Origin of the sequence: Archangium gephyra (genome assembly GCF_042230915.1) — a bacterium.
GTDB classification, from domain to species: Bacteria; Myxococcota; Myxococcia; order Myxococcales; family Myxococcaceae; genus Archangium; species Archangium gephyra_B.
This window is the reverse complement of record NZ_CP102578.1, coordinates 11,758,977-11,782,590: the sequence shown is the minus strand read 5'-3', so window position 1 is coordinate 11,782,590 and position 23,614 is coordinate 11,758,977. Positions and strand designations below refer to the sequence as shown.

Sequence of the window (23,614 nt, the reverse complement as noted above, 5' to 3'; positions counted from 1 at the left end):
CGGTGTCGGGTAACCCTCGTGAAAGACAGACGCGACGGTGCGTTCGCTCGGCTAGAGTGGTCCGGTCCGCGTGAGGCCGGAGCGCGTTTTCGTAGAGGGGGAGTTCGTGCAACGTCGAAGCTTTTCGCTGCTGCCCTGGTTGGCGGTGGGGTTGGTATGGATTGTCTCGGGCTGCCGCCCGGAGCAGCCGGTGCGGCCCGAGGGCTCGGCCCGGTTCGTGGGCCACTTCGAGCAGGCGCTGACCGCGAGCGGCGTGGCGCGCGTGGAAATCGAGCTCACGGCGCCGGACCTGGACTCCTCGCGCCTCCTGTCCCTGGAGAAGGTGGACGGGACGTGGGGCGGGACGATGGCGGGCATCCCGGCGGGGGCGGAGCGCACCTTCACCGCCGAGGCCTTTGGCGTGGACGGCACGAAGATGTACGCGGGCAAGGCCACCGGCGTCACCATCTCCGCCGGGGAGACGGTGCTGGTGGCCATCACCCTGCAACGGCTCTCGCCCTCCACGCCGTTCGAGAACGCCGTGCCCGTCATCGACTCCCTGGTGGCCTCGGCCAGCGCCGTGGCTCCCGGCGGCTCCCTCACCCTGACGGCCACCGCGCATGATGCGAACCCCGGCGATGTGCTCACCTACGCGTGGACGGCCCCCGCGGGAACGTTCGGCTCGGCCTCCAGCGCGGCGACCTCGTGGACGGCTCCCTCGGCCGAGGGCCCGGTGCCGCTGACGCTCGTGGTGACGGACTCGCACGGCGCCTCCGACACCTTGAGTATCTCCGTCACGGTGCGCACCGGCACGGGGGGCGCGGACATCGACATCTCGCTGAACAACCGGCCGCGGGTGGAGGGCATCACCGCCTCGCCCTCGCGCGTGCTGCCGGGCGCGTCCACCACCTTGGCGGTGACCGCCTCCGACGTGGACGGCGACGCGCTGACCTATCACTGGAGCGCCTCGGGTTGCTCGGGGCGCTGGGTGGACGAGCGCTCGGCCACCGCGCGCTTCACGCCCGACGCCGTGCCCGCCGCGGGCAGCTGCGAGTGCCACCTGGGCGTGACGGTGGAGGATGGGCGGGGCGGCCAGGAGACGGGCACGCTCTCCCTCTGCGTGAGCGAGCCCCCCAGGCCCTCACTGCCCCCCGAGGTGGTATCGACCGGTATCTCGGTGTCGCCGGGCCGGCTCTTCACGCTGCGCGTGGAGGCGAAGGACCCTCAGGGCAGCACGCTCGGCTTCGCGTGGTCGGCGAGCCGGGGGACGCTGGGCACGCCGGTGAAGGGTGCCTCGGCGAGCGAGGTGCCCTGGACGGCGCCCGCGTGCGGTTCCGCCGGGGAGACGCTGTCCGTCACGGTCACGGTGAGCAACGCGCTGGGGCTGTCCACGCCCTACACCTTCCGCTTCGGCGGGCTGCCCGAGTGCGCTCCTCCGCCAGGCACGTGGGCCGCCATCGGTGGGTTGAACTCGGGGGCCGACGCCCTCACCACGACGCTGCTGCCCTCGGGCCGGGTGCTGGTGATCGACAGGGCCGGGTTCTGGGGGGCGACGGCGGAGGTGTATGACCCGGCGACGGGGCTGTCCGTCTCGACGGGCTTGCTGAAAGGGGCGCACACCCTGCACACCGCCACCCTGCTGCCGTCGGGCAAGGTGCTGGTGGCCGGAGGCGAGACGGCCGCGGCGGAGCTGTACGATCCCGCGACGGACACCTGGTCCTCGACGGGCTCGCTGGCCGTGTCGCGCGCGGACCACACCGCGACGCTGTTGCCCTCGGGCAAGGTGCTGGTGGTGGGGGGCTATACCCGTGGCGGCTCCACGGGGGCCACGGCCCTCGACTCGGCGGAGCTGTACGATCCGGCGGCGGGCACGTGGAGCCCGGTGGCCTCCATGTCCGTGAGCCACCAGGGCCACACGGCGACGCTGCTGCCCTCGGGCAAGGTGCTGGTGGCGGGCGGCGACAGTGCCGTGGCGGAGCTGTACGACCCGGAGGCGGGGACCTGGACGCTCACGGGCCCGCTGGGCTCGCGCCGCACCTGGCACGCGGCGGCCCTGCTGCGCTCGGGCCAGGTGCTGGTGGTGGGAGGCTCCCTCGTGGGAGGCGAAGCGGCCCGGACGGCGGAGCTGTACGACCCGGCGGCGGGCACGTGGAGCCCGACGGGCGCCATGGCGCGGCCTCGCAGCCATGCCTCGGTGGCGGTGCTGCCGTCGGGGAAGGTGCTGGTGGCTGGGGGGAGCTCGGACCAGGCGGAGCTGTATGACCCGGTGGCGGGGACATGGGCCGCCACCACCGGCCTGGCGAAGCACCGCGAGCGCAACGCGCTGGTGGCGCTGCCCTCGGGCAAGGTGGTGCTCCTCGGCGGCAGCAAGGAGGCCTTCTTCGCGGAGGTGTTCGACCCGGCGGCGGAGACCTGGGCCGCCCCCGGCCGTGCCGCGAACCGCGCCGGGCACACGTTGATGGTGTTGCCCTCGGGCAAGGTGCTGGCGGCGGGGGGATTCAGGACGTGGGAGAGCCCGGGCCTCGACTCGGCGGAGCTGTATGATCCGGTGACACGCTCCTGGTCGGCCACGGGAAGCCTGCTGCAGGCCCGCCTCGCGCACACCTCGACGCTGCTGCCCTCGGGCAAGGTGCTGGTGGCGGGGGGCATGTTCGAGCGGGGCACCGAGCTCGAGACGGCGGAGCTGTATGACCCGGCGGCGGGCACCTGGTCCCCGGCGGGCTCCATGGCGTTGCGCCGCGTGGACCACACGGCGACGCTGCTGCCCTCGGGCAAGGTGCTGGTGGTGGGCGGGTGCGACAGCGCGATGTGCCACCGCTCGGCCGAGCTGTACGACCCGGCGGCGAACACCTGGTCCCCGGCCGCGGTCCCGCTCGCGGCCCGCCGCACCCACACGGCGACGCTGCTGCCCTCGGGCAAGGTGCTGGTGGTGGGCGGAGCGGCCGACCCCAGGACGGTGGAGCTGTATGACCCGGTGACGGACACGTGGTCCTGGGCGGCCCCCTCGGCGATCGAGCACCAGGATCACACGGCGACGCTGCTGCCCTCGGGCAAGGTGCTGGTGGTGGGCGGCTCCCACACGAGTGAAGTGGCGGAGCTGTACGATCCGGAGACGGGCACCTGGTCGTTGACGGGCGTCCTGCGCTTCGCCCGCTACGGCCATACAGCGACGTTGTTGCCCTCGGGCCAGGTGCTGGTGGTGGGCGGAACGCCCTGGGTGGGCGCTGCGGTCGTGGAGGTGCGGGCGGACCTGTATGACCCGGACACGGGCGTGTGGACCGCGATGAGAGACACCGGCTCGTTGCGCATACGCCACAGGGCGGTGCTGCTGCCCTCCGGGCAGGTGCTGGTGGTGGGCACCGCCTACGCGGGTTATGGCCCGGGGATGCTCTACACCCCCTGAGCCGCCGTCACGGTGGGGCCGGTCCGGGAACGCTCGGGCCGGCCGTCCCCGTGAGCCTCAGAAGCCCGCGAGCCGGGTGACGAGCAGGACCGCGCCGGCCAGCACCAGCAGCTCCCCGTCGGAGACGACGTCACAGAGGAAGTGGATGTCCCGGGAGCGCTCCACCTGGCGCAGGTAGGCCCAGGCATACGGGCAGCTCAGCCCGAGGAGCGCGAAGCGCGGCGGTGCCAGTCCGAGCAGGGGCACCGCCACCGCGAGCACGGCCAGCAGCGCGTTGAGGCCCTGGAGCAGGCGCAGGGTGCGAGCTCGGCCCAGGACGACGGGGAGGGTGCGCAGGCCGTTGGCGCGGTCTCCCGCCTCGTCCCTCACGTCGAAGAGGATGACGTTGATGGCCCAGCGCCCGAGCAGGAAGGCGCCGATGGCCAGCAGGGGCGTGCTGTGCCCCACCCCGCCGTGGAACACGCCCGCGAGCAGCACGGGCGTGGCGGCCAGGGTGGCGGCGACCCACAGGTTCTTGAGGACGAACACCTCCTTGAGGCGGGAGAAGCCCACCCGGCGCGCCACGGCCCGGGGGAGGACGGGGAAGCTGTAGAGGAGCAGGGCGGCGAGCGGCAGCAGCGTGACGGCCACGCTCCAGGGGCCCCGGCTCCCCGCCAGCACGAGCGCGAGGACGTAGGCGGCCCCGGCCGAGCCCCGGATGAGCCGGGCATGACGCTGGGAGAAGCTCGCCCGCTCGGGATGGGTGAGGCGGTCGGCGTGCAGCTCCGTCACCCGGTCGAGGCTGTAGATGGCGTAGATGACGAGGAAGGTGAGGAGGGGCGGGAGGGGCTCGGCTGGCAGGCCCGCGAGCACCTGGGCCAGCCACGCCGCCGCGGCCATGCCGAGGGCCATGACGAGGTTGGCGCGAGCCAGGAGGACGAGCAGGGAGCACACCGCCGGAACGTTATCCCGTCAGGAACGAGCGCGAGCGCGGGTCTGGGTGCATCGTCCGTCATTCGCGCCGGGTCGCGGGAGGCATGTGTATGTCCAATCGGGAGCTCATCGTCCTCGGTTCCGCCAGCCAGGTGCCGACGCGTCACCGCAACCACAACGCCTACTTCCTGCGCTGGGATGAGGAGGGCATCCTCTTCGATCCGGGCGAGGGCACCCAGCGGCAGATGCTGTACGCGGGGCTGTCGTCCCGGCAGGTGACGCGCATCTGCATCACCCACTTCCATGGGGACCACGCGCTGGGGCTGCCGGGCATCATCCAGCGGCTCTCGCTGGACTCGGCGCCGCATCCGGTCGAGATCTACTACCCGGCCTCGGGGCAGGCCTTCTACGAGCGGCTCCGGCACGCCACCGTCTTCATGGACAAGGCCACCATCGTGCCGAGGCCCATCGCGAAGGACGGGGTGGTGGCGAAGACGAAGGGCTTCGAGCTGTCGGCGGCGCGGCTGGAGCACTCGGTGGACACGTTCGGCTTCCGGCTGGAGGAGCCCGCGCGGGTGCAGCTCATTCCGAGCCGGCTGGCGGAGCATGGGCTGTCGGGGCCTCGGGTCGGGGAGCTGCAGCGGCGGGGCGTGGTCGAGGTGGAGGGCCGCACGGTGCGCCTGGAGGACGTGGGTGAGAAGCGGGAGGGACAGTCCTTCGCGTTCATCATGGACACGCGGCCGTGCGCGAACGCGGGGCGGCTCGCGGAGGGGGTGGACCTGCTGGTGTGCGAGTCGACGTACCTGGACAGCGAGCGCGAGGAGGCGCACAGCCACTTCCACATGACGGCGCGTCAGGCGGCGGAGGTGGCGCGGAATGCGGGGGCGAGGAGGCTCGTGCTCACGCACTTCTCGCAGCGCTACGAGGACACGGCGGCGTTCGTGCAGGAGGCGCAGGCGCTGGTGCAGGACGTGGTGGCGGTGCGGGACCTGGACCACGTCGAGGTGCCCAAGCGCGTCCGGGCGGTGTGAGCCGCTTCCGCTAGAGCCTGGGGTCGGTATTGGCCCGCTCCATGCTTGGGGTGCGGTTCGCCATGTCGGGACCGCATGACCTCTTTGCCCGCTACACCTTCGGCCACCCCGAGCGGGCCGCTGCGGAATTGCGCGCCGTGCTGCCCGCGCATGTCGTCTCCGACGTGGACTGGTCGTCCTTGCGGCGGGAGCACGGCAGCGTGGTGGATCCGGAACTGCGCGAGACCGAGAGCGATCTGCTCTTCACGGCCCAGTTGCGCTCGGGCCAGCCGCTGCTGCTGTACGTGCTCCTCGAACATCAGTCCACGGTGGACCCGTGGATGGCGCTGAGGATGCTGCGCTACGTGGTGCGCCAGGTAGAGCGCTGGCGCCAGGAGCACCCGAAGAGCGAGAAGTTGCCCCTCATCATCCCGCTCGTCATGTACCACGGGGCCGAGGGCACCTGGACGGCACCGCGCCGGGTGGAGGACCTCTTCGACCTGCCGGAAGGACAGGAGAAGCAGGTGCAGTGGCGAGCGCTGGTGCCACGTTTCGAGTACCTGCTCGATGACCTGACGGCCGAGCGGGAAGAAGCGCTGAGCGCTCGTGCTGGCCCGCCACTAGCCCGGCTGGCGTGGCTGGTGCTGCGCTACGGACGCACCGGGGAACTGGCCCGCAAGCTGCCGGACTGGGTGGCGCTCTTCGCTCAGATGCAGGCCGCTCCCGAGGGCGCCGAGCATCTGGTGTTGGTCATCCGTTACCTGCTTTGCACCGAGGGCAGGACCGTCCAGGCAGCGGCACGGCAGGTGTTACATTCGTTGGTGGATGAGCAACGAGCGGAGGAGCTGATGGGAACCTGGGCCGAGGAAATGATTGAGGAGGGAGTTCAGAAGGGTCTGGAGAAGGGTCTGGCCAAGGGCCTGGAGGAGGGCTTGGCGAAGGGCCGAATCCAAGAGCGTGCCGAGGCGGTGCTCCGGATTCTCACCGCGCGGGGCGTGCAGGTCGACGAGGCGTCCCGGCAGCACATCCTCTCCTGCACGGACGGGGCGGCCCTGGATCGCTGGTTCGATCGCGCCCTGAACGCCACCAGCCTTCGCGACGTGCTGGACGGCCCGGCCCAGTAGCGCGGCCCACCCGGACGCGGCGGCGCGGGGGCTCAGCCTTCGCGAATGCGCTCGGGGTGGGTGTACACGTTGAAGCGGCCGTTGCGCACGAAGGTGGCGAGCGTGATGCCCGCGCGCTCCGCCAGGTCGATGGCGAGTGAGCTCGCGGCGGAGACGCTGGCCACGAAGGGGCACCGGGCCACGGCGGCCTTCTGGATGATCTCGAAGCTGACGCGCCCGCTCACCACCAGCACGGTGGGGCGCATCGCCGCCGGTTGCGAGGCCCGTGCCGAGCGCAACCCATGCTCGAGCAGCAGTGCGCCCACCACCTTGTCCACGGCGTTGTGACGGCCCACGTCCTCGAAGGCGGCGAGCACCGTGCCTCGCTCGTCGAGCGCGGCGGCGGCATGGACTCCACCGGTGCGGGCGAAGTTGGGCTGCACGGAGCGCAGGTGCTCGGTGGCGTGGGCGAGCACCGCGGCGGGAAGCTCCGGGCCCGGGGGCACGGGGCTGCACGTGGCCATCAGGTCATCCACGCTGCGCCGGCCGCAGACGCCACAGGCCGCGGTGGTCAGCGTGCCGCGCTTCGTGGCGCCCATGCGCTCCAGGTCGATGACAAGCCCGGGGGCGGGGGTCACCTCGACGGTGTTGCCGTAGCCCTCCTCGCCGGGCCTGCCGCAGTGGGCGAGCCCTCCGAGGTCTTCGGCCGAGTGGATGAGGCCCTCGGCGAAGAGGAAGCCGGTGACGAGGTAGCGGTCCGCGCCCGGGGTGCGCATGGTGACGGCCACCGTGTCCCCGCTGATTCGGATGTCGAGCGGCTCCTCGAGGGCCACGGTGTCCGGCTCTACGGGCGCGAGCCGGCCATCCGCGGTGTAGCGCCGCACGGGCCGCCGGGTGACGCCTGGGGGCAGGGGCGCCCCGTGTCTGTCCTCGCTCATCGCGATAGCACTCCGTCCCGCAGGCACTGCTGGAGGAAGGTGGCAATGCCTTGCACGTCGTCCGGCGCGAACCGTTGCACCGGCCCGGGCACCTCGGCCTCCGCCACCACCGCGAGCACGTCCCGCCGCTCCGCCGCGAGCAGCGGCCCGAGCCCCTCGCGCCAGACCTCCAGCTTGGGCAGCGGCCCCTGCTTCCACCCCTCGACGAGCACCAGGTCCACGCTGCCGGCGAAGCGCTCGAGCAGGGCCAGCACCTCTCCGGGAGGCTCGGGGAAGGTGAGCTGCACGCCAGCCGGGTTGGCGAAGGCGACGAAGGTGGCACCGGCCTCGGCGTAGCGCGCGGTGTCACTGCCCTCGCGGTGCAGCGGGTGCGCATCGGACGAGTGCTTCACCACGCCCACGCGCAGGCCCCGCTGGCGCAACTCGGGCACCAGCCGCGTGAGGAGCGTCGTCTTCCCCGAGCCGGACCAGCCCACCACGGCGAGCGCGGGCGGACGCATCACGGCTCCACCGGAAGGAAGCGGGGCCGGTCGAAGCGCTCGAAGTCCACCTCGTCCCCGGCGGCGAAGTCGGCGCGGCCCGGGGGGAGGACGGCGTAGCCCTCGGCGCCGATGTTCTGCAGGTGCTGCCCGGCGCCCTGCGAGCGCATCCGGGTCCACACCTGTCCGTCCTCGCGCGTCTCCAGGCTGCCGGTGATGAGGTAGGTGAAGCCGGCCTGCTTGTGGCGCTCGGCATCGAGCCGGACGCGCACGCGCTGGCGCTCCTCGGAGACGCCCTGGTAGCGCAGCAGGAGGGGCCGGGCGAACTGGTCGAAGGCGACGGTGGCGGCGCCGGGGTTGCCGGGGAGCACGATGACGGTGCCGTCGAAGAGCCTCGCCACGGCCACGGGCTTGCCGGGCTTGAGGGCCACGCCATCCACGAGGAACGTGGCGCCCAGCTCCGCGAGGAGGCTCTTCACGCGGTCCTTGTCGCCCACGGAGGCGCCGCCGGTGGTGATGAGCACATCGGTGCCGCCGGCCAGACACCGCAGGGCCGCGCGCAACTCCTCATCCTCATCGCGGGCGCGCCGCTGCTCCACGACGTGGGCGCCGGCCTCGCGAGCCAGGGCGGCGACGAGGACGAGGTTGCTCTCGTACACCTGGTGGGGCAGCGCGGGAGCGCCGGGAGGCACCAGCTCGTCCCCGGTGGCGAGCACGGCGACGCGGGGCCGCGGACGCACGAGGACCTGGGGGTCGCCCATGGAGGCGAGCACGCCGAGCATGGAGGCCTCGATGCGCTGTCCGGCGCGCAGCAGGGGCATGCCCTCGAGGATGTCCTCTCCGGTGGGGCGGATGTCCTTGCCGGGGGGAACAGCGACACAGACATCGACGAGCCCCTCGGCGGGGACGACGGTGGCCTCCTGGCGGACGATGGCGTTGGCGCCCTCGGGGAGGGGCGCGCCGGTGAAGATGCGCGAGGCCTCGCCGGCCTGGAGGGTGCGCGAGGGCAGGTGGCCAGCGTAGACGGTGTCGACGACGCGCAGCCGGGCGGGGCGGTCGCGGTTGGAGCCGGAGGTGTCCTCGGCGCGGACGGCATACCCATCCATGGCGGAGACGGGGCAGCCGGGGAGCGAGCGTGCGGCGACGATGTCCTGGGCGAGGAAGCGGCCGAGGGCTTCCAGGAGAGGGACGTACACGGGGTTCGCGGGGCGAATCGCGTCGAGGGCGTCCTGGCGGGCGGTGGAGAGCGGGGTGAGGGACATGTCGCTCAGGGAGCTTTAGCGCAGGGGTGGGGCGTGTGGGGGCCGGAGTGAAGGTAGCCTCCACCAGCGGACGGAGCATGGGGAGCGCGGAGGCGCGAGGAGGCTCGGCGTGAGCGAAAGGGAACGAAGCGGGCCGGAGTACCCGGAGGTGACGCTGGCGGTCATCGCGGGCGGGAAGGGCGAGCGGCTGGGCGGAGTGGCCAAGGGGCTGCTGGAGGTGGAGGGCCGGACGGTGCTGGAGCGGGTGCTGGAATTGGGCCGGCTGTGCGGGGACGTGCTGCTGGTGGCAAACGAGCCGGGGCCCTATGCGCGCTTCCACCTGCGGACGGTGGAGGACGTGGTGCGTGGGAGGGGAGCGCCGGGAGGGGTGCACGCGGCGCTGGTGGGGGCGGGGACGGAGTGGGTGTTGGCGGTGGCGTGCGACATGCCCTTCGTGTCGGAGGCGGCGGTGCGGGTGCTGCTGGAGGCGCGAGGGCCCGAGGTGGACGCGGTGTGCTTCACGGTGGGCGGGCGGGTGGAGCCGTTGCTGGCGCTGTACCGGAGGACGCTGGCGGACGAGTGGGGCGAGGCCCTGAGGACGGAGGAGCCGTCCCTGCGAAGCCTGCTCGCCCGCTGCCGGACGAAGCTCCTGGCCGAGGAATCACTGAAGGCCGTGGACGCGGAGCTGCGCGCGGTGGTGAGCGTGAACACGCCGGAGGACCTCGTGCGCCACCAGGCCACCCTCCCCAAACTCCCCTCGCCCCCCGGGAGAGGGCCGGGGTGAGGGTGCCACGGACCCCGGGTTGCATCCCCCCGAGGCCCCACGCTCACTCGGGGCCGCACTCGGGAAGGGCCCAGCCCTCGTAGCCCTGGGAGGTGGGGTAGACCACCTGTCCCTCGCTCACCCAGCGCGGGGGCTCGTCATCGGCTTCGTTCTGGAAGAGAAGCCACTCGGAGCTGCGCAAGAGCCTGCCCTGCGCGTCGTGGACGCGGAAGAAGGCGCGCGAGCTGAAGAGGCGGAAGAAGCGGCTGCTGGCCGAATTCTCTCCCAGGGAGGGGACGTAGGTCGTGATGGAGCATGTGTGGCTGGGGTTCCAGTCGACGCCCAGCACCTCGGCGCGCTGGGCGGCCACTCGCTTCAGATACAGGTAGTACCCCACCGGAGGGGCCACGAGCAGCAGGAGGAGCCCTCCCACGAGCACGAAGCGGAGCGGACGGGCTGCCATCACTTGCTCTTTCTGCCCAGGTACTCGTCGAAGTCGATGCTGCCCAGGTGCACGAGGATGGAGACGGGAACGTGCTTGACGGTGGAGAAGGCGAGGAAGTCACCGCCCTTGCCGGTGCGGCGGCGGTGCTCATTGAAGCTGCCGTTCGTCACCTTGAAGTAGGACTTCCCGGCCCGGGTGATGCTCTTGGGCTCCGAGAAGTACTCGACGGGGTCGGGCTTCTTGACGCCCGAGTCGTTCCAGTAGCCCAGGAGCTGATCCTCGCCCTTCTTGTTCAGGAAGTCGTACGTGTCACGCACGTACAGGCCGAGCTCGCTGATCTCGATGGCGGGGTAGCCATGGTGATCGCTGTAGGTGCGCAGCTGGGTGGCGGCGAGCTTGAGGGAGAAGGAGCCCAGGGCGAAGTAGACATCGTCCAGGTCATCGAAGGCCTTCTCCACGAAGGACGTTCCCACGTCCACGCGGTTGAACTGGGCCGTGTAATCGAGGTCGAGGGCGGACAGGTCCCCGAAGGACCTCGAGCCATCCTTGAGGCGCCCCTGCTTGGCGTGGAGCAGCCCCAGGGCCTCCAGCCTCTCCATGAGGACGATCAGCCCGGGCGAGAGCTGGTCGAGGGCGTTCTTGAGCCGTCCGACCCGCCCATTGAACTCGTAGACGTCGGAGAGCTCCTCCACCACCGACTTCACGGTGGGGCCCACCCGTTTGGACTTCTCCAGCCACTCGAAGGGCAGGTCCTCCAGACGGTGGGCCTTGTCCAACAGGCGCGCGTCCTTGCGGCCCGTCTTGAAGTCCATGGGCAGCTCGAAGGCGGGGCCATTGAACCACCTGCGCATGAAGCGCGGGCCCTGCACGGCCCCGAGCTTGTCCATGACGGCGGGAATCTGCGTGATGTCGAACCCGGAGCCCGCGGCGGCCTGCGCCTGCTGCGGCCTGGCCTGCGTCACCGGGACCTGGGCGAGCAACGGGGAGGCCTTGTTCCAGGAGGGGGCTTGCGGGGTGGGCTCGGCCCGTTGCTGCTGGCACTTGAGGCACAGGAGGGGCGGCATTCCATGGGGGCAGAACGTCTTGTTGCTCATGGCCACCTCTCGAAAGTCACCGGTGCGGGCCCTGGGCACCAAGCTGCCATACCCTCCGAGTCCACGGGAAGAGCAGGGGCGAGGCGCCAGCAAGCCACCCGCCCCAAGTTCCCCTCTCCCCCCGGGAGAGGGACGGGGTGAGGGTTTCCGTCCCCCGGGTTGCATCCACCCGAGGCCCTGCTCCGTCCGCCCGTGCTCCGAGCCACCCTCTGGCGCTCCGTGGAAAAGGGGGCTCCCCGAGGGGGCGGAGGGTGGTTACCGGAGGCGGCGAGGTGCACCCTCAATAAGGAGGGGGCCAGGGGGTGCGCCATGACGACGAAGAGTTCTCACGTAACGATCGACCATGAGGAGATCCGCCAGTGGGCGGAGCTGCGCTGTGGGCGGCCCTCGATGGTGACGGGGACGGGGGACGAGCGCCATACGGGCATCCTGCGGATCGACTTCCCGGGCTACGGGGGGCGGGGGACGCTGGAGCCCATCAGTTGGGAGGAGTTCTTCGAGAAGTTCGAGGAGAACAAGCTGGCGCTCGTCTACTCGGCGCATGCGCACGGGCACCGGAGCAACTTCAACAAGCTCATCGCGCGCGAGACGGTGGACCTGGAGACGGGCGAGAAGCTGGGCCCCTCGCGCCATCGCCGCAAGCAGGCGGAAGCCGTGGCGAAGCGCACCGCCACGCCGCGCCGGGCGGCCCGGAGTGCCCCGGCGGCGAGCACGGGTGAGCGCCGGGCGCCTCGGAGCGCGGCGGCGCGGACGGCTCGCAAGAAGGCGGGGCCGGGCGAGCGCACCTCGGGGCGGGCGTCTCCGCCGGGGGGCCGTGGCACGCAGCGCGGCGGGGCCAGGCAGAGCCCGGAGCGGCGGGGCACCAGCCGGGGTGGCGGCTCGCGCGGCAGGTGACGTGCAGCCGTACTCGGAGCCTCGGTGCCTCCACTCCGAGTCCGTGAACTTCAGTCCTTCTTGAAAATTACACCACGGGAAAGGTCCGCAACTCAGGTAACGTGCGTTCTCACCCAGGACCTCCTCCGGGTGGAGCGGGCGAGGGTGGTGCGGCCTCTATGAGTCGATTGAAGGACAAGGTGGCCCTCGTGACGGGGGCGGCTTCGGGAATCGGGCGGGCCACGGCGCTGATGTTCGGCCGGGAGGGTGCGCGGGTGGTGGTGACGGACATCGCGCCTGGGGGCGAGCAGGTGGCGCAGGACATCCGCGCGGCCGGAGGGCTGGCCTTCTTCGTGGTGCACGACGTCACGGACGAGGTGACGTGGCAGAAGGTGATGGCGCGCACGCTGGACGTGTATGGGCGGCTGGACGTGCTGGTGAACAACGCGGGCATCGCCATCTCGCGCTCGGTGGCGGAGATGAGCATGGCCGAGTGGCGCGAGCAGATGTCGGTGAACCTGGACGCCGTCTTCCTGGGCACCAAGTACGCGGTGCGCACCATGCGCCTGGGCAAGCGCGGGGGCTCCATCGTCAACGTGGCCTCGGTGTCCGGGCTGGTGGGCAGTCCGGGGACGGCGGCCTACTCGGCGAGCAAGGGCGGGGTGCGGATGCTCAGCAAGGCGGTGGCCATGGAGTGCGCGCCGGACGGCATCCGCGTCAACTCGGTGTTCCCGGGCGGGGTGCGCACGCCCATCTGGCAGAACGCGGACTGGTGGGACGGCTTCGTCCAGCAGGTGGGCAACGAGGACGATGCGTGGAAGAAGCTGGAGGGCGCCTCACCGCTGGGCCGCATGGGCGAGCCCGAGGACATCGCCGAGGCCATCACCTACCTGGCCTCGGACGCCTCGCGCTACGTCACCGGCGCCGAGCTCGTGGTGGACGGCGGCTATACCGCGCGCTGAGACTAGGGCTGCCAGAAGCCGTGTTGCACGTCTCCCTGGATGACGATGGCGAAGCTTCCCCTCTGCCCCTGCCGGGTCGGAGGGTAGGCAACGAGAGCGCCCTGGTTCTCGGCCTCCTTCACGGCTCGTTGGATGTCGTCCACCGCGACGTAGGTCCGGAGGATGGGCGCCTCGTGCGCGGCCAGGGGCTTGCGAATGCCCACCAGGGTTCCATCCCGCGCTGTCGCGACACGGGCTTGCCCGAGGTCCGCATCTGGAGGACCGAAGGAGAGACCATGCACGCGCTCGTAGAGCCCACAGAGGGCGTCGGCGTCGTTGCTGACGATTTCCAGGTAGTGAATGGCATTCATTGAAGTTCCCTCTGTGCGGGTGTCGGGCCCCGGCCGTTGAGCGGACCGGCACCCCAGGGAGCTCGACATCACCGCCACGGCCATCAGAGCGGCACCCACCAACGCGCGTTTGAACACGACATCCTCCTCTCGTTCGCAGTCTCCCGGGTCTTGCCAGGGACGTCGACCGGGAAGTGTCGGACCCGCGCGCGTTCCCACCCGCCGAGCGGAGCCAACCGCGCCCCGGAGCAGATACCTTCGCAGCACACGCGGATGCTCCCCCAAGCAGGTGCGGAGGAGAGGAGCGTGACGCGCCCCCAGGTAGGAGCAGAGGAGGCGAGAGTGGCGCCTGAAACAGGGGCGAGGCAGGAGCCGAGGAAGGAGAGGACGCCGCCAGTAGACTTTCGCGGGGCTGCTACGCAGGACAGTCGCGGTGGACGTGTTGGCCTGCGTCAGGTGTGGAGGCAGGCGAGGGGTGGGCTGTGTCCCGAGTGAGCGCGGTGGGCCCGACTGCCCTGCGCGGCTACCGGGGGCGGGGTCCACCGCCGAGCAGCTCGTAGCCGATCGTCGCACCTGAGCCGATGAACCCGATCGTCAGGCCGAGGGTCGCGGGCTGAAACTCGCGCGGGAGTTCCCTGAGCAGGTAGTTGACTCCGAGCGACAGGAGTGTCCCCACGGCGGCTCCGGCGAGCACACCGCCGAACGCCGCAGCCGGATTGCGGCTTCCCTGCAGCAACTCACCGGTCCCCCACGTCCCGACCGCGCCGAGGAGCGGGGCGGTGAGCGCACCCGCGCTGAACGTGGTCATCTTGATGGCACCACCCATGCCAGGGCCCCAACCCCGCCAGGGCGAAGAGCCGTCGAGCCACATCGAGGGCAACACGCTCAGGGCTGCGCCACCCAGCGCCTGACCGCCCATGAGGAGAACGCGCTGGTCATTGATCCGGCCGGCGCTGAGGGAACCCGCTACGAGCGGCACTGAGGATCCGAGGACAAACGATCCCGCGTTCAGGAGGCCCTCGCGGACATCTCCGAACGCCACGACCGGCGTTGCATGCTCCGCTTCCCGCTCTGCTTCGGACCGAGGCACGAACGGCGCGGCCGGCCTCTCTGGGACGGGCCGCGTCGCCAGCGTGGCGTTCTCGAGACGAAGCCCGTCGCGTTTGCTGAACGAGATGCGGTCCGCGGAGTCGATCCAGATGCTGGAAATGCCTTCCACCCCGTGTCCGGCGTACTCGGCGGTCACGTGTCCAGCCTGGAACGAGACGCCACAGCGCAGCGGGTTTCCGAGCACATCGGTGAGGCGGAGGCAACGAACGGCCACGGGTTCGCCACTTGAGGCGACGAATTCGGCGACGCCGCCCGGACCGTCGAATTCTTCCATGGCGGGAGTCTCCCGCGACACCCGAAGCGGTTGCCAGCCGAGGGACGGGTTTGTCAGTCGCACCGCCGTGTCCGCAACCTGATGCAGACTCGGGTCGCATCGCTCACCCGCGCATGCGATTTTCAGGAGACGAGCCATCTCCGAGAAGGCCGTCCGTCCAAACCGCACGAGCTCGGCGCTGTCTTGATGGGTCGATTGGCCCGCGGAGAGTCGATCGCACGGGTCGCCGCAGTGGGGCGCGGGTTCGGCCCAGGCGGGAGGCGGCATCTCCGGGTATTCGGCCTGAACGAGGCAGCCCGGACCCGAGCAAGTCCAGGTAATCGAGCCGCTCCGATTCGGACCACGACAGCCGATGGCGAATGAGAACTCCGCACCCGTCGCGGAGGCATCCGTGCGGAGAATCTCGTTGAAGCGCGGTGAGACATCGAGCGCCGCGCCTCCGGACGTCTCGGCCGGGAAGGAGAGCGGAATCGTCTCGCCGGTCGACGCCCTCCACGTGAGCGATTCGGTCGTCGAGAGGAGCGTCCACTTCGTGCACGGAAGAACCGGCGGCCAGTGCGTCAGCGACGACGGTGGAGGGGGACTTCCGGCAACCGCGAGCTCGAAGAGAACCGCCATCAGTGCGAGTGACATAGAACTCGGTCCGTTCGTTGTCCCTCGACGATAACCCGTTCCCCCAAGCAGGTGAGGAGGAGCGGAGCTAGTTGCGGCCCCACTGCCGGGGGCGGGTGAAGCGGAAGAAGCCGCTCTGCTCCTCGTCGGCGATGGTCTGCGCCTCCTCGGAGAAGTAGCGCGCGCGCAGCTCCGTCAGCCGCGCCTCCAGCTCCGGCCCCGAGTACTGCTGGGCCAGGGCCTCGCGCTCGGACATGTACTGCGAGCCCACCTCCCAGCGCGTGTCGCGCACCCGGTCCAGGTCCTCCCAGCGCTGGAGGGCCTCCTCGTCCAGGCCCATCTCCTTGCGGATGGTGCGCAGGTTCTGCGCGCGCTGCTCGGGCGGCAGGGTGCCCAGGTCCTTCTGCACCGAGCCCAGGTCCAGGAAGCGGTTCATCAGCTCCTGCTGGTGGGCCTGCACGTACGCCTGCGAGTTCTCGCCATACGCCTTCTCCAGGCCCTTCTTGTACTCCGCCATGCGCTCGCCGACGCTCGCATTGGGCAGCGCGTCGATGGCCTTGAGCGAGTCGGACACGGCGAGGTTGCGCAGCTCGGCGACCCAGATCTTCTCCGCCGTCTCCTTGCCGAACAGCCGGGTGCGCTCCTCCCAGATGGCGGCGCGGCGCTCGGCCTCGGGCTTGTCCTTCAGCCCGGCGTGGTGCTCCTTTACCCACTTCTCGTAGTCCAGGCGCTGGTGCAGCCGCTGGACGAGCTCGTCATACAGCTCGGGGAAGGCCTGCTTGAGGACGGCCAGCAGGTCCGCCTCCCAGCCGGTGGGGTTGAGCTTCTGGAAGTGGCGCATGAGCTGCTCGAGCATGCGCATCTGCGTATGCGGGTCGCGGATGTGGGCGCCGTAGCGCGAGCGCAGGTAGGAGACGATGTCCTTCTCGGGCCGCTCCAGGCCGGCCTCGCGCGCTTGCTCACCGTCCGCGGGCGCCCAGGGGCCCTGGGCCGAGAAGCCCTGGGAGCCGACGGGGGCTGGCGCCTTGGCTCGCGCCGGGGCCGCCTCGGGGGAGGAGGCCGGCTCGGGACGCGTCTTGAAGACGAGCAGGGCGGAGCCGGCGAGGAGCAGCACGAAAGCCAGCAGCAGCGGAGCCTTCCGACGGTTCATGGGCGGCTTCATCTCGGGGTGGGGGGCGGAAGCTGGGGACAAGGCTACCCCCGGAAGGCCCTCGCGCGCGATGGGGGGCCCTTCCGGGGGGGGGACTGCGGGGACGGCCGTGGCTCAGTCGAAGTAGGCGATGTAGTCGATGATGGCCGCGTAGAACTCGGGCTCATCGAAGGTGTCCGGGCCCACGCCGACCACGTCCATGTGGTCCTGGCTGATGACGCTCGAGGTGGAGGTCATCTGCGAGGAGGCGCTGGGCGTGTTGATGTTGCCCATGTAGGGGACGTTGGCGTCGGTGCCGACGTAGTCGAAGCCCAGCGCGTACTCGGTGTACTTCAGCCGGTAGCCCATCTGCTGCGAGTTGATGCCCACCAGGCCGTCGTCATCCGCCTCGTTGGCGATGCCGTCGCCCTTGCCGGCGGCGCCGTCGTTGTCGCAGTCGTCCAGGCAGTAGCCGTCGCCGTCGATGTCGTAGATGAACTCGCTGAGCAGCCAGAGGGCGGGGTTCACGTTGACGCCGTTCTGCGCGGTGATGAGCGAGACGTAGCGGGAGGCGTAGCGCGAGTCGATGGGGTTGTTGACGTTGAAGGCCTTGGCGCCGGTGGTGAGGCCGTCGGTGGAGCTGTAGTCGTTGTAGACGAGCTGCTTGGCGCCGGCGATGGCGTCATTGCCCGACTGGTAGACGACGTTGCCGTAGAACTCGGCCAGGGCGGAGATGACGCTGGTGACGCCGGGCTTGAGGTCCAGGATGTACTTGGCCACGGGCGAGCCGCGGTGGGGCGAGGACACGCTGACGAGCACGCTCACCACGGTGTAGCCCTTGCGGGTGTAGAGCACCTTGGCCGCCTTGCGCGCGTCCAGGCCGCCCTGCGAGTGGCCGATGAGGTTCACGCGCGTGGAGCCCGTGCTGGCCATGTAGCCCTCGATGTCGTTGGCCAGGTCCAGGCCACGCACCTCGGAGTTCTGGAAGGGCTGCACCTGGCCGATGAAGCTCTTCTGGCCGCTGTTGATGTCCTCGTTGCAGGGAATCTCGAAGAGGCCGCAGGTGTCGCCCACGAACATGCCGTAGTCGTCGCCCCAGTAGTCGTAGCCGAGGATGTCGTCGAAGCCAGCCATGCCGTGGGCGAACACCACGGGGTACGTCGTCTTCGCGGCGCCGGCGTGCGCCTGGGTGGTGAGTCCGAGCGCGCACAGCGCGATCAGGAGGGTGTGCAGCTTCTTCATGGGGACTCCATGGGGTGTCCCTGCCGGCGAGCCGGTCAGGGCAGGTGGGGGTGAGAGCGGGACAGCAGGGGAGACCGGAGCTTCGGGTGGCCTCCGGGCGAGCTGCAACCCGAGCAATCCTCGCGCCAGACCCGCTGCGTCATCGTTGCGGGGACGACGCATTGCGTCATGTGGGAGAAGTGGAGCATTGATGCTCCAGTCAACGTCGCGCCCGGAAGGCCGCCGCGGGCTCTCGGAGGGCGAGAGTCCTGGAATGCCAGGGGGTTACACGGACGTACCCGCACTGTCCTGGAAGAGGACAGGCAACGACGTGTTTTCGGACAGCCGGGGCGAGGGGAGAAAACGAAAACCCCCGCGCCTCGGGGGAGGGGCGGGGGCGGGGGGGGCAGCGGGTGGGGCCCGGAATTACGGCCGGTACTCCCAGTGCCAGGGCTCGGAGGGGACGGTGCGGGCGAAGCCGAAGCGGCTCGCGTTGTTGGCCAGCCACTTATAGGTGGAGGTGCCGGTGCCGCCCACGTTGATGTCCAGGGCGATGCCGCCCTGGTGGTTGGAGTAGCCGGGCTTGGCGGCGAGGTTGCCGGTGCCGTTGAGGTACTTCTGGTAGAGGTCGCGCTGCTGCTCCATGGTGCGGAAGGCGCTGTTGACGTGGAGGTTGATGCCGGCGGCCTTGGCGGCGGCGTGCATGCGGTTGAAGGCGGCCGCGGCGTCCGAGCGCAGCTCCTTGCCCCCGGCGATGGGCGAGACGGTGATGCGCCGGGCCACGCCGTTGACGTAGCCGTTGACGGCGCGGCCGCCGCCGGTGCCGGGGTTGGTGACGGGGCCGGACACCTTGATGCCGAGCTTGTCCCACGTCTTGGGGCCGACGACGCCATCGGCGGTGAGGCCCTTGGCCTTCTGGAAGGCCTTCACGGCGGCCTCGGTCTTGGGGCCGAAGGAGCCATCGGCGGCGCCGGTGTTGAAGCCGAGCTGGTTGAGGCGGTTCTGCAGGGCCTTGACGGGCTCGCCGCGGGCGCCCTCGCGCAGGGTGGGGCCGGAGCCGCCGGAGGAGGCGGGGGCGGGGGGCTTGGGGGCGGCGGCCTTGTTGAGGGCGCTCCACGTCTTGGGGCCCACGATGCCATCGGCCTCGAGGCCCTTGGCCTTCTGGAAGGCCTTCACGGCGGCGAGCGTCTTGGGGCCGAAGGAGCCATCGGCGGCGCCGGGGTTGAAGCCGGCGGCCTTGAGCTTGTTCTGGAGGGTGGTGACGGCGGCGCCCTTCGCATTCAGGCGGAGCGTGGGGGGGGCGGCGAGGGCGGCGCTGGCGCGGGGGGCGAGCGCGGCGGAGGAGCGGGCGATGGCGACCATGACGGGGCCTCGGGGGAGCGGAGTGGGAAACCTGCTCCTATTTTCGTAGGTGGCGGGAAGAAGTTTCCTCACACGTGTCGATTGCGGGTGATCCACGGGGAGGCAAAAAGCTGCCACGCGGGGCCGGGGGCCGGTACTCTGGAGGGACGCGGGTTCCGGGAGGGGAACGTGGCGATCAGGATGAGACTCGACACGATGGCGGGGGAGACGTTCCTCCGGCTGGAGGATGGGGTGGTGCGGCAGGAGGACGGCCCGAGGCTGGCATTGGTGACGCGCGGCGAGGAGCTGGCGCGGCTGCTGGAGGGGGCGATGGCGTGCTCCTTCTCGCACGAGGTGCCGGAGCGGGCGGAGGAGAGCGCGGTGGTGGAGCGCTTCCTGCGGGACTGCTCGGAGTACAGCGACGTGCACGGGCTGCCGGACTCGTTGCGCGAGGAGATGGAGCAGCACTTCGCGCAGCTGCTGGACGCGCTGTGGAAGCTGGACTGGCTGGTGTTCGGCGAGGCGCGGGAGACGACGCTGGTGCCGGGGGAAGACCCTGTGCGGGGGCGGGCGGTGACGCTGTGCCTGGCGCGCTACGACAGCCCCTCGGTGCAGCTGGGGGAGAAGCTGCGCCGGTACGTGGAGAGCTTCAAGGAAGCGGTGGTGCGCATCGAGGGCCGCGCGGACGCCAGCGAGGGCGAGGCCGGCAATCTGTTGCACTGAACACCCTCTCCCTCTGGGAGAGGGCGGGGTGAGGTCTACTGCTCCACGTTCACCCCGTGGAGCCTGTCCACTGGTGATGACTGGCGAAGCATGGCGGCCCCGAGGCGCAGGCGGATGGAGACAATCCGCGCCCCTCGAGGAGGAAACCCGTCATGCGTCGAATCGCTGGAGCCAGCGCGCTCCTGATGGCCGCCGTGCTCACCTCGTGTGAGGACGAGCCCAAGCCCCAGCCCCAGCCCGCGGTCACGTGGCACAGGGCCGTGGGGCCGCTGGTGCAGCAGAAGTGCGGTGGATGCCATGTGGAGGGAGGCATCGGGCCCATGGCATTCCAGACGTACGCGCAGGCGCACGAGCAGCGCGAGGCCATCAAATCCGCCGTGCAGTCGCGCCACATGCCGCCCTGGCCGCCGTCGAACGAGTGCGCGCAGTACCAGGATGACCGCTCGCTGAGCGACGAGCAGCTCGCGCTCATCACGCGCTGGGTGGACGAGGGCGCCGCCGAGGGCAACCCGGCCGACGCGCCCGGCACGCCCGCCCCGCCGCCAGGAGGACTGTCGCGCGTGGATGCCACGCTGCACATGCCCACCGAGTACACGCCGCGGCAGGCCCCGGACGACTACCGCTGCTTCGTGCTCGACTGGCCGTACGCGGACACGCGCTACGTGACGGGCTTCCGGGCCAACCCGGGCAACATGGGCATCGTCCACCACGTCATCGCGTTCCTCGCCGAGCCGTCCCAGGTGGCGGTGGCGCAGGCGCTCGACGACAAGGAGGAGGGGCCGGGTTACACCTGCTTCGGAGGGCCGGGGCTCAACGGGGGCCAGGTCGCGTGGCTCGGCTCATGGGCGCCCGGCAGTCCGGGCATGGACTACCCGGCGGGCACGGGCCTGCGCGTGCAGGCGGGCTCCAAGGTCATCCTCCAGGTGCACTACAACACGGGCCACGGGCTCCACGACACGCCCGTGGCGGGCCCGGATCGCACCTCGGTGGCCTTCAAGGTGGACGCCAGCGTGGACAAGGTGGCCTTCGTGCAGCCCTGGACCAACCCCGAGTGGGTCTCCCAGAAGACGATGAACATTCCCGCGGGCCAGGCGGACGTCGTGCACGCCTGGGCGTTCGATCCCACGAGCGTGGCGGACGTGCTCACGGGGGGCACCTTCCAGAAGAACCAGCCGCTCACGGTGCACTCCGTCGCGCTGCACATGCACACGCTGGGCACGAGCACGCGGCTGGACATCGAGCGCGCCTCCTCCGCGCGCGAGTGCCTGCTCGACATTCCGCGCTGGGACTTCCACTGGCAGGCGTCCTACGCGCTGACGCAGCCGCGCGTGCTCCAGCCAGGGGACAAGCTGCGCCTGGAGTGCCACTGGAACAACAGCGCTCCCGGCGCGGCGGAGGCCAACTGGGGCGAGGGCACGGGCGACGAGATGTGCCTGGGCCTCTTCTACATGACGCAGTAGCGCAGAAAGGCGGAGGCGGCGACACGAGCAGACACCGCCTCCGCCCCGGTACCGCGACTGCTACAGCCAACAGGCGTCGGGGCTGTCACCGGTGCGCGCGGTGAGGCCCTTGGAAAGCTTCTGGAACTCGTGCCACGGCTCCCACTTGGAGGGGTAGTGCGTGGAGCCGTTCCACCAGTTGCGCAGGCCGAAGTTGCCCGAGCCATCCGTGTGATTGCGGTAGCTGTACCAGAGCGCGTAGTCCACCACGCCCGAGTCCCCGAAGGACTCGGCGGAGATGCGCATGGCCTCGGCGACCTCGGCCTCGTTGCGCACGGCGTTGTCGGGCGCGGTGACGGAGCCGCGGTCCTGGAAGCCGAACTCCGTCACGAAGAGGCGGTTGGTGGTGACGCCCGTGGCGGTGTTGAGGCGGCTCTGCACCGTCTGCAGGCCGGTGCGCAGCGTGTACTTGTACCCGGAGCTGTAGTTGCCGAAGCACGCCGAGCCGCCCCCGCTGTTGAGGCAGTTCCAGTCGTAGCTCCACGGGTTGTAGGGGTGGATGCCGAAGTAGTCCCAGGGCGGGTTGCCCTTGTAGGCGGTGAGCGCGCCCGAGTTGAACAGGCCCGTCCAGAAGGACTCGGTGGTGTACGTGTTGAGGATGCCGCCGGAGATGATGAGCTCGGAGCGGCCGTTGGCCTGCTTCCACTCCTTCACCCGGCGCACCGCCCAGGCGAAGGTGTTGGGCTCCACGCGGAAGGGCGTCCGGCCATCGGGGCACGGCTCGGCGATGTTCGGCTCGTTCATCACCTCGATGGCGTCGGCGCGGGTGGACCAGCCGTTGAGCGAGGTGTTGAAGACGTTGTACGTCCACCAGCTCACCTTGTTGGTGAGGTAGTCGTTGATGTACGCGTCGCGCGAGGCGCCGCTGTTGGGGTCTCCGCAGAACTGCGGATGCGTGTAGAGCACGATGACCTTGAGGCCATTGGCGTGCGCGTCGGCGACGAGCTGCTGGTAGGTGGTGGTGGAGACGTTCGGCCAGGCGGCCTCGATGCGCAGCCACTTCGCGTTGAGCTGGCGCATCTCGCAGAAGAACTTCGAGCGCGAGGTGGCGTCGCTGAGCGGCTGGGCACCGGAGTTGTAGATGCCGCCCGTCACCACGCCATAGCGGTTGGCGCCGAGGATGACGGGGGACTGCTGGGTGCCCGTCTCGGAGGGGGCGCCGGGCTCGGGCTCGAGGCCACCCCCGCAGGCGGCGAGCAGGGGCAACAGGGCGAGGAGACGCGGACCGCGGCGCTTCGCGGGCGAGGACGGGGGGCGCATGGAATTCCTTCCGGAGGGGACTTATCCGGTAGTTTCTGGAATTCCAGGTTCAAGTCAATACGGTGGAATCTTCTGTCTGCCCATGGGCGAGGGCGTGACGGACGAGCGGGGTGGCCGTCACGGAGCGCGGGGGCCCGTCAGGAGGCCTGGAGGTGTTTGGCGTAGAGGGACTCGAGGGATTGGAAGTAGCCGCGCTCTTCCCACATGGCGGCGGCGAGCCGGTCCGCGAGGGAGGCGACTTCCTGGTCCTCGCCCTCCAGGGGAGTGCGGGGGGCGCCATTCCACTGCTCGAGGGCCTTGGAGAGCTCGGCGAGGAGCAGGCGGCTGCCGGCGAAGAGGCGGCGCAGCACCTGGTTGACGGGGCGGGCGTCCAGCTCCTTGCAGGCGGCGTCGATGGCGGCGTGCACGCGGCGGGGGGCGTCCTCGGTGGCGAGGGAGGCGGCGTCGAGGTCCCCGCGCTCGAGGGCGTGCTGCAGGAGGTAGCCGTGGTGGAGGGAGACGGAGGCCATGTCCACGCAGTCCTTCACCCAGAGGGCGGTGGCCATGCGCCTGTAGGCCTTGCGCCAGGTGAGGCGCAGGGAGAAGAGGGCCGTCTTGCTGAGGAACTGCTGGAGGCGGCTGCCCTCGCGGGGGTGGAGGCCGGCGAGCATGGTGACGGTCCGGTCCGGCGGGGAGAAGGAGCGCTCGCGGAGGATGGTGCGCACCATGCCCTCGCGCACGCGGCGCAGGGCGTACTCGTCGAGGAAGGGGACGGGGATGAGGGGCGTGAGGCCGGAGGCCACCGCGTAGAGGGCCACGCGCCGCACCTGCGGGGACACGGCGGAGGACTGGGGCTCGGAGCCGGATGTCTGGGAGGACATAGGGAGTGCCAACCGGGAGTTAGCACGGACGCACGCGGGCCGTGAGCCCCACCG

21 protein-coding genes are annotated in these 23,614 nt (G+C 70.6%); 8 read left to right on the top strand and 13 right to left on the bottom strand.

Features of this window, described 5'->3' with window-relative positions; translation table 11 throughout:
- Positions 1–106 precede the first annotated feature (106 nt).
- The gene (locus tag NR798_RS46775) at positions 107–3,382 is read left to right on the top strand and encodes a kelch repeat-containing protein (RefSeq protein WP_375769136.1); all 3,276 of its coding nucleotides are present in this window, start codon (positions 107–109) and stop codon (positions 3,380–3,382) included.
- Between the two features lie 57 nt (positions 3,383–3,439).
- Here NR798_RS46775 and NR798_RS46770 read toward each other — a convergent pair whose 3' ends face one another.
- Positions 3,440–4,315, bottom strand: coding sequence for a UbiA family prenyltransferase (locus NR798_RS46770; protein WP_375769135.1), 876 nt, complete (start codon positions 4,313–4,315; stop codon positions 3,440–3,442).
- A gap of 89 nt (positions 4,316–4,404) precedes the next feature.
- Between NR798_RS46770 and NR798_RS46765 the strand changes: the two genes are divergently transcribed.
- Together NR798_RS46765 and NR798_RS46760 are read left to right on the top strand one after the other, a co-directional pair.
- Entirely contained in the window at positions 4,405–5,325 is a 921-nt protein-coding gene (locus NR798_RS46765) for a ribonuclease Z (RefSeq protein WP_375769134.1), read from the top strand.
- 62 nt (positions 5,326–5,387) lie between these two features.
- Positions 5,388–6,428, top strand: coding sequence for an Rpn family recombination-promoting nuclease/putative transposase (locus NR798_RS46760; RefSeq protein ID WP_375769133.1), 1,041 nt, complete (start codon positions 5,388–5,390; stop codon positions 6,426–6,428).
- 32 nt (positions 6,429–6,460) lie between these two features.
- On the opposite strand, the gene fdhD is transcribed toward NR798_RS46760, so the two are convergent.
- The 3 genes from fdhD to glp are packed head-to-tail and all read right to left on the bottom strand — an operon-like array spanning position 6,461 to position 9,086.
- Entirely contained in the window at positions 6,461–7,345 is an 885-nt protein-coding gene (gene fdhD, locus NR798_RS46755) for a formate dehydrogenase accessory sulfurtransferase FdhD (RefSeq protein ID WP_375769132.1), read from the bottom strand.
- Positions 7,342–7,845 (bottom strand): molybdopterin-guanine dinucleotide biosynthesis protein B, encoded by a 504-nt coding sequence (mobB, locus tag NR798_RS46750; protein WP_375769131.1) that lies wholly within the window; start codon positions 7,843–7,845, stop codon positions 7,342–7,344. The genes fdhD and mobB overlap by 4 nt, the downstream gene beginning before the upstream one ends.
- Positions 7,845–9,086: a gephyrin-like molybdotransferase Glp gene (gene glp / locus NR798_RS46745; protein ID WP_375769130.1), complete on the bottom strand. Its 1,242-nt coding sequence runs from the start codon at positions 9,084–9,086 to the stop codon at positions 7,845–7,847. The genes mobB and glp overlap by 1 nt, the downstream gene beginning before the upstream one ends.
- Before the next feature lie 109 nt (positions 9,087–9,195).
- Here glp and NR798_RS46740 point away from each other — a divergent pair, with 109 nt between their 5' ends.
- Positions 9,196–9,849 carry a molybdenum cofactor guanylyltransferase gene (locus NR798_RS46740; RefSeq protein WP_375769129.1) on the top strand — a complete coding sequence of 218 codons (654 nt, stop codon included), beginning with the start codon at positions 9,196–9,198 and terminating at the stop codon, positions 9,847–9,849.
- Positions 9,850–9,892: 43 nt separating this feature from the next.
- Here the strand turns inward: NR798_RS46740 and NR798_RS46735 are convergent, their stop codons facing one another.
- Positions 9,893–10,291: a hypothetical protein gene (locus NR798_RS46735; RefSeq protein ID WP_375769128.1), complete on the bottom strand. Its 399-nt coding sequence runs from the start codon at positions 10,289–10,291 to the stop codon at positions 9,893–9,895.
- Positions 10,291–11,367 carry a DUF6402 family protein gene (locus NR798_RS46730; RefSeq protein ID WP_375769127.1) on the bottom strand — a complete coding sequence of 359 codons (1,077 nt, stop codon included), beginning with the start codon at positions 11,365–11,367 and terminating at the stop codon, positions 10,291–10,293. The genes NR798_RS46735 and NR798_RS46730 overlap by 1 nt, the downstream gene beginning before the upstream one ends.
- Before the next feature lie 309 nt (positions 11,368–11,676).
- On the opposite strand from NR798_RS46730, the gene NR798_RS46725 reads away from it, so the two are divergent.
- Together NR798_RS46725 and NR798_RS46720 are read left to right on the top strand one after the other, a co-directional pair.
- Complete coding sequence (locus NR798_RS46725) at positions 11,677–12,261, top strand: hypothetical protein (RefSeq protein ID WP_375769126.1); 585 nt, start codon at positions 11,677–11,679, stop codon at positions 12,259–12,261.
- 158 nt (positions 12,262–12,419) lie between these two features.
- Entirely contained in the window at positions 12,420–13,202 is a 783-nt protein-coding gene (locus NR798_RS46720; RefSeq protein ID WP_375769125.1) for an SDR family NAD(P)-dependent oxidoreductase, read from the top strand.
- A 2-nt stretch (positions 13,203–13,204) separates the two neighbouring features.
- Here NR798_RS46720 and NR798_RS46715 read toward each other — a convergent pair whose 3' ends face one another.
- From NR798_RS46715 to NR798_RS46695, 5 genes are all read right to left on the bottom strand, one after another.
- Positions 13,205–13,552, bottom strand: coding sequence for a VOC family protein (locus NR798_RS46715; protein ID WP_375769124.1), 348 nt, complete (start codon positions 13,550–13,552; stop codon positions 13,205–13,207).
- A gap of 502 nt (positions 13,553–14,054) precedes the next feature.
- Entirely contained in the window at positions 14,055–14,915 is an 861-nt protein-coding gene (locus NR798_RS46710; protein ID WP_375769123.1) for a hypothetical protein, read from the bottom strand.
- 700 nt (positions 14,916–15,615) lie between these two features.
- Positions 15,616–16,677 (bottom strand): hypothetical protein, encoded by a 1,062-nt coding sequence (locus tag NR798_RS46705; protein WP_375769122.1) that lies wholly within the window; start codon positions 16,675–16,677, stop codon positions 15,616–15,618.
- A gap of 114 nt (positions 16,678–16,791) precedes the next feature.
- Entirely contained in the window at positions 16,792–17,898 is a 1,107-nt protein-coding gene (locus NR798_RS46700) for an esterase/lipase family protein (RefSeq protein WP_375769121.1), read from the bottom strand.
- A 405-nt stretch (positions 17,899–18,303) separates the two neighbouring features.
- Positions 18,304–19,239: a peptidoglycan-binding protein gene (locus NR798_RS46695; protein ID WP_375769120.1), complete on the bottom strand. Its 936-nt coding sequence runs from the start codon at positions 19,237–19,239 to the stop codon at positions 18,304–18,306.
- Between the two features lie 180 nt (positions 19,240–19,419).
- Here NR798_RS46695 and NR798_RS46690 point away from each other — a divergent pair, with 180 nt between their 5' ends.
- Both NR798_RS46690 and NR798_RS46685 read left to right on the top strand, forming a co-directional pair.
- The gene (locus NR798_RS46690) at positions 19,420–19,941 is read left to right on the top strand and encodes a hypothetical protein (protein WP_375769119.1); all 522 of its coding nucleotides are present in this window, start codon (positions 19,420–19,422) and stop codon (positions 19,939–19,941) included.
- A 152-nt stretch (positions 19,942–20,093) separates the two neighbouring features.
- Entirely contained in the window at positions 20,094–21,401 is a 1,308-nt protein-coding gene (locus NR798_RS46685; RefSeq protein ID WP_375769118.1) for a hypothetical protein, read from the top strand.
- A 60-nt stretch (positions 21,402–21,461) separates the two neighbouring features.
- Here NR798_RS46685 and NR798_RS46680 read toward each other — a convergent pair whose 3' ends face one another.
- Together NR798_RS46680 and NR798_RS46675 are read right to left on the bottom strand one after the other, a co-directional pair.
- Positions 21,462–22,700: a hypothetical protein gene (locus tag NR798_RS46680; RefSeq protein ID WP_375769117.1), complete on the bottom strand. Its 1,239-nt coding sequence runs from the start codon at positions 22,698–22,700 to the stop codon at positions 21,462–21,464.
- A 137-nt stretch (positions 22,701–22,837) separates the two neighbouring features.
- Entirely contained in the window at positions 22,838–23,560 is a 723-nt protein-coding gene (locus NR798_RS46675; protein WP_375769116.1) for a hypothetical protein, read from the bottom strand.
- Between the last annotated feature and the right edge of the window lie 54 nt (positions 23,561–23,614).

Excerpts from the sequence above, each read along its gene's own strand:
- NR798_RS46730 (WP_375769127.1), bottom strand. The coding sequence starts at position 11,367 with ATGAGCAACAAGACGTTCTGCCCCCATGGAATGCCGCCCCTCCTGTGC.
- NR798_RS46735 (WP_375769128.1), bottom strand. The coding sequence starts at position 10,291 with ATGGCAGCCCGTCCGCTCCGCTTCGTGCTCGTGGGAGGGCTCCTCCTG.
- glp (WP_375769130.1), bottom strand. The coding sequence starts at position 9,086 with ATGTCCCTCACCCCGCTCTCCACCGCCCGCCAGGACGCCCTCGACGCG.
- NR798_RS46695 (WP_375769120.1), bottom strand. The coding sequence starts at position 19,239 with ATGGTCGCCATCGCCCGCTCCTCCGCCGCGCTCGCCCCCCGCGCCAGC.
- fdhD (WP_375769132.1), bottom strand. The coding sequence starts at position 7,345 with ATGAGCGAGGACAGACACGGGGCGCCCCTGCCCCCAGGCGTCACCCGG.
- NR798_RS46690 (WP_375769119.1), top strand. The coding sequence starts at position 19,420 with ATGAGACTCGACACGATGGCGGGGGAGACGTTCCTCCGGCTGGAGGAT.
- mobB (WP_375769131.1), bottom strand. The coding sequence starts at position 7,845 with ATGCGTCCGCCCGCGCTCGCCGTGGTGGGCTGGTCCGGCTCGGGGAAG.
- NR798_RS46715 (WP_375769124.1), bottom strand. The coding sequence starts at position 13,552 with ATGAATGCCATTCACTACCTGGAAATCGTCAGCAACGACGCCGACGCC.
- NR798_RS46765 (WP_375769134.1), top strand. The coding sequence starts at position 4,405 with ATGTCCAATCGGGAGCTCATCGTCCTCGGTTCCGCCAGCCAGGTGCCG.
- NR798_RS46725 (WP_375769126.1), top strand. The coding sequence starts at position 11,677 with ATGACGACGAAGAGTTCTCACGTAACGATCGACCATGAGGAGATCCGC.
- NR798_RS46700 (WP_375769121.1), bottom strand. The coding sequence starts at position 17,898 with ATGAAGAAGCTGCACACCCTCCTGATCGCGCTGTGCGCGCTCGGACTC.
- NR798_RS46720 (WP_375769125.1), top strand. The coding sequence starts at position 12,420 with ATGAGTCGATTGAAGGACAAGGTGGCCCTCGTGACGGGGGCGGCTTCG.
- NR798_RS46710 (WP_375769123.1), bottom strand. The coding sequence starts at position 14,915 with ATGGAAGAATTCGACGGTCCGGGCGGCGTCGCCGAATTCGTCGCCTCA.
- NR798_RS46680 (WP_375769117.1), bottom strand. The coding sequence starts at position 22,700 with ATGCGCCCCCCGTCCTCGCCCGCGAAGCGCCGCGGTCCGCGTCTCCTC.
- NR798_RS46675 (WP_375769116.1), bottom strand. The coding sequence starts at position 23,560 with ATGTCCTCCCAGACATCCGGCTCCGAGCCCCAGTCCTCCGCCGTGTCC.
- NR798_RS46685 (WP_375769118.1), top strand. The coding sequence starts at position 20,094 with ATGCGTCGAATCGCTGGAGCCAGCGCGCTCCTGATGGCCGCCGTGCTC.
- NR798_RS46760 (WP_375769133.1), top strand. The coding sequence starts at position 5,388 with ATGTCGGGACCGCATGACCTCTTTGCCCGCTACACCTTCGGCCACCCC.
- NR798_RS46705 (WP_375769122.1), bottom strand. The coding sequence starts at position 16,677 with ATGAACCGTCGGAAGGCTCCGCTGCTGCTGGCTTTCGTGCTGCTCCTC.